The following is a 4643-nucleotide window of genomic DNA, read 5'->3' on the forward strand; positions in this document are numbered from 1 at the left end:
GGCCCAGGCCCGTGAAATTGACGCCATCCTGGTGACGGAGCTGTCCCGCTGGGGGCGCTCGACCATTGATCTCATCTCCACGCTTCAGGAGCTGGAGAGCTATCGTGTTTGGGGTCACCGCACGATCTGTTAGAAATTGCACGCTAAGCTTGATCAGCGAGGTGAGCTGCGACGATACGCGAGACGGTTGGCTGGCTGACACCATAAAGTCGGGCCATGTCGGCTCCCGATTTGCGGCCGGAGATGACGCTCTCGGCGATTTCTCGGCGCTTGACGGCGTCGAGCTTTTTGCGCCTGCCACCGATCCGGCCCTCAGCCCTGGCAGCGGCAAGGCCTGCCGAGGTGCGTTCGCGGATCATCGCCCGCTCGAATTCAGCGAAAGCCCCAACCATCTGCATCATCATCCGACCGGCAGGAGTAGTCGTATCGATGTTCTCCGTGATGGATCGGAAGCCTGCGCCGGCGTTGCCGATCCGCTCCATGATGTGCAGCATGTCTTTCAGGGATCGGGAGAGACGATCGAGCTTCCAGACGACAAGGGTATCGCCCTCGCGTAGCTGGTCGAGCAGGCGCTGGAGTTCCGGCCGGTCCCATCGGCCACCAGAGGCGGTTTCCTCAAACAGCCGCCTGCAACCAGCGACCTTGAGAGCCTTGATCTGCATAGTGTTGTTTTGATCGTCACCCTTCGAGACGCGGGCGTAGCCGAGGAGCAGGCCAGTCGAAGCCGACTCAATAGATTTCACAAATGACCGTTTTTGAAAGGATTGGGTGGGCACGACAATTCCTTGCGACTTTTCTTTCAATATCCTCTTTCAGAATTGCTTTTAAAGGCAAGTAGTTTATGAACTCCCGCATCCACGAGATCGGACTTCGTCATGGCTACTCGTAACCTGCTGTCCTCAGAGCAGAGAACCCGCTTGTTCTCGATCCCGGCAGATCTTCCGGAGATGGCACGTCATTACACCCTCAGCCTGAACGATCTCGACTTCATTAACACCAGGCGGCGTGCGGCTAACCGGTTTGGATGCGCGGTCCTGCTGTGCCTTCTCCGATACCCTGGTTTTAGCCCGGGGCCAGCGGTAAAGCCGCCGGAAGCCATGATCGCATTCATCGCCCATCAACTCGGCATCCCTGCAACGGCTTTTGCTGATTATGCACAAAGGGATCAGACGCGCCGTGGACATGTCATCGAGCTTCAAAAATATCTGGGGTTACGAAGCTTTGGGCTCTGTGATTGGCGGAGTTCCCTTCGCATTGGTGGTAATGTGGCGTGGGCTACAGATCGCGGTGAACCCATAGTCCTGGCTATTCTGGCCCATTTGCGGTTGAGCGGTGTCGTAATTCCATCCACGATGGTGCTTGAGAGGATTGGACTGGCCGCCCGGGCACGGGCGCGTAAGAAAACATTTGAGGTGTTGGCGGCCGGAATGCCCGATGCGGAACGCAATGCTCTGCTCGGACTACTGACGGTTGATCCCGAGTTGCGTCGTTCCCGTTTCGCCTGGTTGCGGGATTATTCAGAATCACCAGCTCCTGCCAACATTGTTTCTCTGCTCGATCGCCTCGATTATGTCCGCGCCATGGGAATCGATCCCACACGGGCTGGCCGTATCCATGCCTCCCGCCTGGCGCGGCTGACCGATGAGGGGGCGATCATGACCGTGCAGCACATTGCCGATCTGGAACCGGCGCGGCGTACGGCTATACTCATTGCCCAGATATCAAGCCTTGAAACCCGGCTGACGGACGTGGTGCTTGCCATGTTCGAGAAATATATCGGCACCTTGTTCAGCCGCGCCCGCAATCGCGACGAACGGCGCTTTCAGGCCACACGGCGTGATGTTGCCAAGGCATTATTGCTGTTCCGCCAAACAATTGCCGCCTTGCACCAGGCGAAGGAAGCCGGCGAGGATGGCGTGAGTGCCGTTGAGCGCGAGATCGGCATGGATCAGCTCGAAGGCGTACTGCCCGTCATCGGCGCCGTCGTGGGCGTGGCGCGTCAGGATATTCTGGTCACAGCAGCCGAGCGGTATGCAGTGCTCCGTCGGTTCAGCCCTCGCTTCCTATCCGCCTTCGAGTTCCGGTCGAATGTGCCGAACGATCCCGTCCTTGCTGCGCTCGAACTTCTTCGCGCCTTGAACCGTGGCATAATCCGTACCTTGCCAAAACGGCCACCATCCGCGTGCCTACCGCTGCAATGGCGCAAGCTGATCTTTGCTGGCGGCTCAGCAGATCGGCGGCTCTACGAAACAGCGATATTGGCCGTTCTGCGTGACAAGCTGCGGGGCAGTAATATCTGGGTTGCTGGCAGCCGTGATTACCAGGCTTTCGAGGCCTACCTGCTCCCGGCCGAAGGCGGCGCGGCCACCGGTATTGATGGTGAAGCCGATCCCGAACGTTACATCGCAGCCCGCACAGAGATGCTGTGCGAACGCATGACCTTCGTGGCCACTCGTGCCGCGCGGGGCAACCTTGACGGGGTGGAGATCGAAGACGGTAAGCTTTTTATCGCCCGCACTCCCCCCTCTTCACCCGAGGTAGCCCGCGATCTGGCGCTGCGGTTGAACAGCATGCTGCCGCGAGTGCGGATCACCGAAGTTCTGAGCGAGGTCGATGCCTGGACCGGGTTCACGGATAAGTTCGTGCATCTGCGCACCGGCAATTCTCCCGCCGACAAAGCTGCCTTGCTGGCGGCGGTGTTGGCCGATGGCACCAATCTTGGTCTGGCTCGCATGGCTGATGCCTCGCGTGGCCTCAGCTATCACCACCTGGTCAATGTGGCCCAATGGCACATTAGCGATGACAATTATGTCGCCGCCCGTGCCGCCATCATCAACGCGCACCATGCACATCCTATGGCAACGATCTGGGATGATGGTACAAGCTCATCATCAGACGGGCAATATTTTCGGGCCGGGGGCCGCGCGGGAGGCGGTAGTTCGGTAAATGCCAAATATGGCATCGAACCCGGCTCAGTGATGTACACGCACGTTTCCGGCCAATACGGGCCCTTCCACACGCGCGTCATTTCCGCGACCATGAGCGAGGCGCCCCATGTGCTCGACGGGCTGCTGCATCATGTCCACCAGACCGACCTGCGCATCGCCGAGCATTATACCGATACCGCCGGCGCAACCGATCATGTCTTCGGTCTCTGCCACCTGTTGGGATACCGGTTCGCCCCCAGGATCAAGGACTTAAAAGACCGCAAACTCTACACTATCGAAAAGCCGGGCAACTGGCCGCTGCTGACACCGCTGATCGGCGATACCGTTGAAATCACCGCTATCCTTAGCCAATGGTCAGAACTGATGCGGTTGAAGGCTTCCATCAACGCCGGCAACGTTTTGCCTTCCGTCATCTTGCGGAAGTTGGCGGCGGCCGGTGCCGGAAACACCCTATCCCGGGCGCTTCGAGCTTTGGGACGGATCGAGCGAACCCTGTTCACCTTGCAATGGCTGTCTGATCCTGCCTTGCGTCAGCGCAGCCATGCCGGGCTCAACAAGGGCGAAGCCAGCAATGCCCTGCGTCGCGCCGTATTCTTCCATCGCCAGGGTGAAATTCGTGATCGTACCTTCGAGAACCAGAGTTTCCGAGCTTCCGGGCTCAGCCTTATCACCGCCGCCATCGTCCACTGGAATACCGTCTATCTCGACCAGGCCGTCCAGCACCTGCGCGCCCAGGGCACCGCTATTCCCAATGATCTCCTGGCACATGTCGCGCCGCTCGGATGGGAACACATCGCCCTGACCGGGGATTATGTCTGGAATCCAGTTCACACCAGCCTCAGATCTCTACGAAATGTTCGCAATCCGTTCATACCCCGCGCTGCTTAGCGTGCAATTTTTAACAGATCGTGCCGTGACCCCTTCATCACAGACGACAGAGTTCACCTTCGCTTCCACCGGCCTCTCCGCCAGATGTAGCCGCGCGGAGTCCAGAACCAGTGACCAGGCTCCCAGACATAGCCTCGGCGCGGCAAGGGCACTATTTCGTAGGGTGGCACCGGTGACGGGGGACGAATGATTCTGACGGGAGGCGGTGCAATCACAACAGGCGGAGGTGGCGGCCCGACCACGACTGGTGGTGGAACGACAACTGGTGGTCCAGCGTAAATCCACGGCCCGGCCTTCGCCGGAGCCGCACTCAGCATGGTCGCGGCAAAAGCCGCGGTCAACAACTTCCATCTGACGCTATCAGTCATTGTCCTGGTCTACTCTGAACATGCGATGATGCTTTATAGCACGATGTTCGTAAAATGGGCATGGGCCGGTCTCACTCGCGGAGATAAGCAGACAATGACGGTGTGAACCCTCGACGCGGATTTCTCACGGATAGAGTAATTTTGGACCATTTTCTGTTTTTCAGGACTTCCTTGGCGTCTGATCTGGCCTACCGACGGTTTTCTGTCTCTGGGGGCAGATTCTGAACGCAGTGAGGGTGTCACCGCGTGAGAAGGCAGTGTTGGTGGGAGCTATGTAGTCTATGCACTGTCTGTTTCGTCAGGACGCCAAGTAAAGACTTCGCAATCGTGCATGAGCAAGAGCGAATTCATGCTGGCAGGGGAACATATCTGGCATGGACAGGACAATCCGACGCACGCTGACCTTTACGACTGTTGCGATTTTGAGCAGTCGTGCGCG

General features: G+C 58.6%; 4 protein-coding genes and 1 pseudogene. 3 read left to right on the forward strand and 2 right to left on the reverse strand.

Features of this window, described 5'->3' with window-relative positions; genetic code table 11:
• Nucleotides 1-109 (forward strand): annotated as a pseudogene (locus B3759_RS09365) (recombinase family protein); the annotation flags it as partial.
• Nucleotides 110-143: 34 nt separating this feature from the next.
• On the opposite strand, the gene B3759_RS09370 reads toward B3759_RS09365, so the two are convergent.
• Nucleotides 144-776: a recombinase family protein gene (locus B3759_RS09370; protein ID WP_248845800.1), complete on the reverse strand. Its 633-nt coding sequence runs from the start codon at nucleotides 774-776 to the stop codon at nucleotides 144-146.
• Nucleotides 777-875: 99 nt separating this feature from the next.
• Here B3759_RS09370 and B3759_RS09375 point away from each other — a divergent pair, with 99 nt between their 5' ends.
• Entirely contained in the window at nucleotides 876-3836 is a 2961-nt protein-coding gene (locus B3759_RS09375) for a Tn3 family transposase (RefSeq protein ID WP_082786057.1), read from the forward strand.
• A 53-nt stretch (nucleotides 3837-3889) separates the two neighbouring features.
• Here B3759_RS09375 and B3759_RS16910 read toward each other — a convergent pair whose 3' ends face one another.
• A complete protein-coding gene (locus tag B3759_RS16910; protein ID WP_408736474.1) occupies nucleotides 3890-4204 on the reverse strand; it encodes a YXWGXW repeat-containing protein in 315 nt (104 codons plus the stop codon).
• Between B3759_RS16910 and B3759_RS09380 the strand changes: the two genes are divergently transcribed.
• Nucleotides 4152-4310 (forward strand): hypothetical protein, encoded by a 159-nt coding sequence (locus B3759_RS09380; RefSeq protein ID WP_291365671.1) that lies wholly within the window; start codon nucleotides 4152-4154, stop codon nucleotides 4308-4310. The genes B3759_RS16910 and B3759_RS09380 overlap by 53 nt on opposite strands.
• The last annotated feature ends 333 nt before the right edge of the window (nucleotides 4311-4643 follow it).

Origin of the sequence: Acetobacter sp. UBA5411, assembly GCF_002409645.1 — a bacterium.
In the GTDB taxonomy this organism is placed as follows: Bacteria; Pseudomonadota; Alphaproteobacteria; order Acetobacterales; family Acetobacteraceae; genus Acetobacter.

Excerpts from the sequence above, each read along its gene's own strand:
- B3759_RS09375 (WP_082786057.1), top strand. The coding sequence starts at position 876 with ATGGCTACTCGTAACCTGCTGTCCTCAGAGCAGAGAACCCGCTTGTTC.
- B3759_RS16910 (WP_408736474.1), bottom strand. The coding sequence starts at position 4,204 with ATGACTGATAGCGTCAGATGGAAGTTGTTGACCGCGGCTTTTGCCGCG.
- B3759_RS09380 (WP_291365671.1), top strand. The coding sequence starts at position 4,152 with ATGGTCGCGGCAAAAGCCGCGGTCAACAACTTCCATCTGACGCTATCA.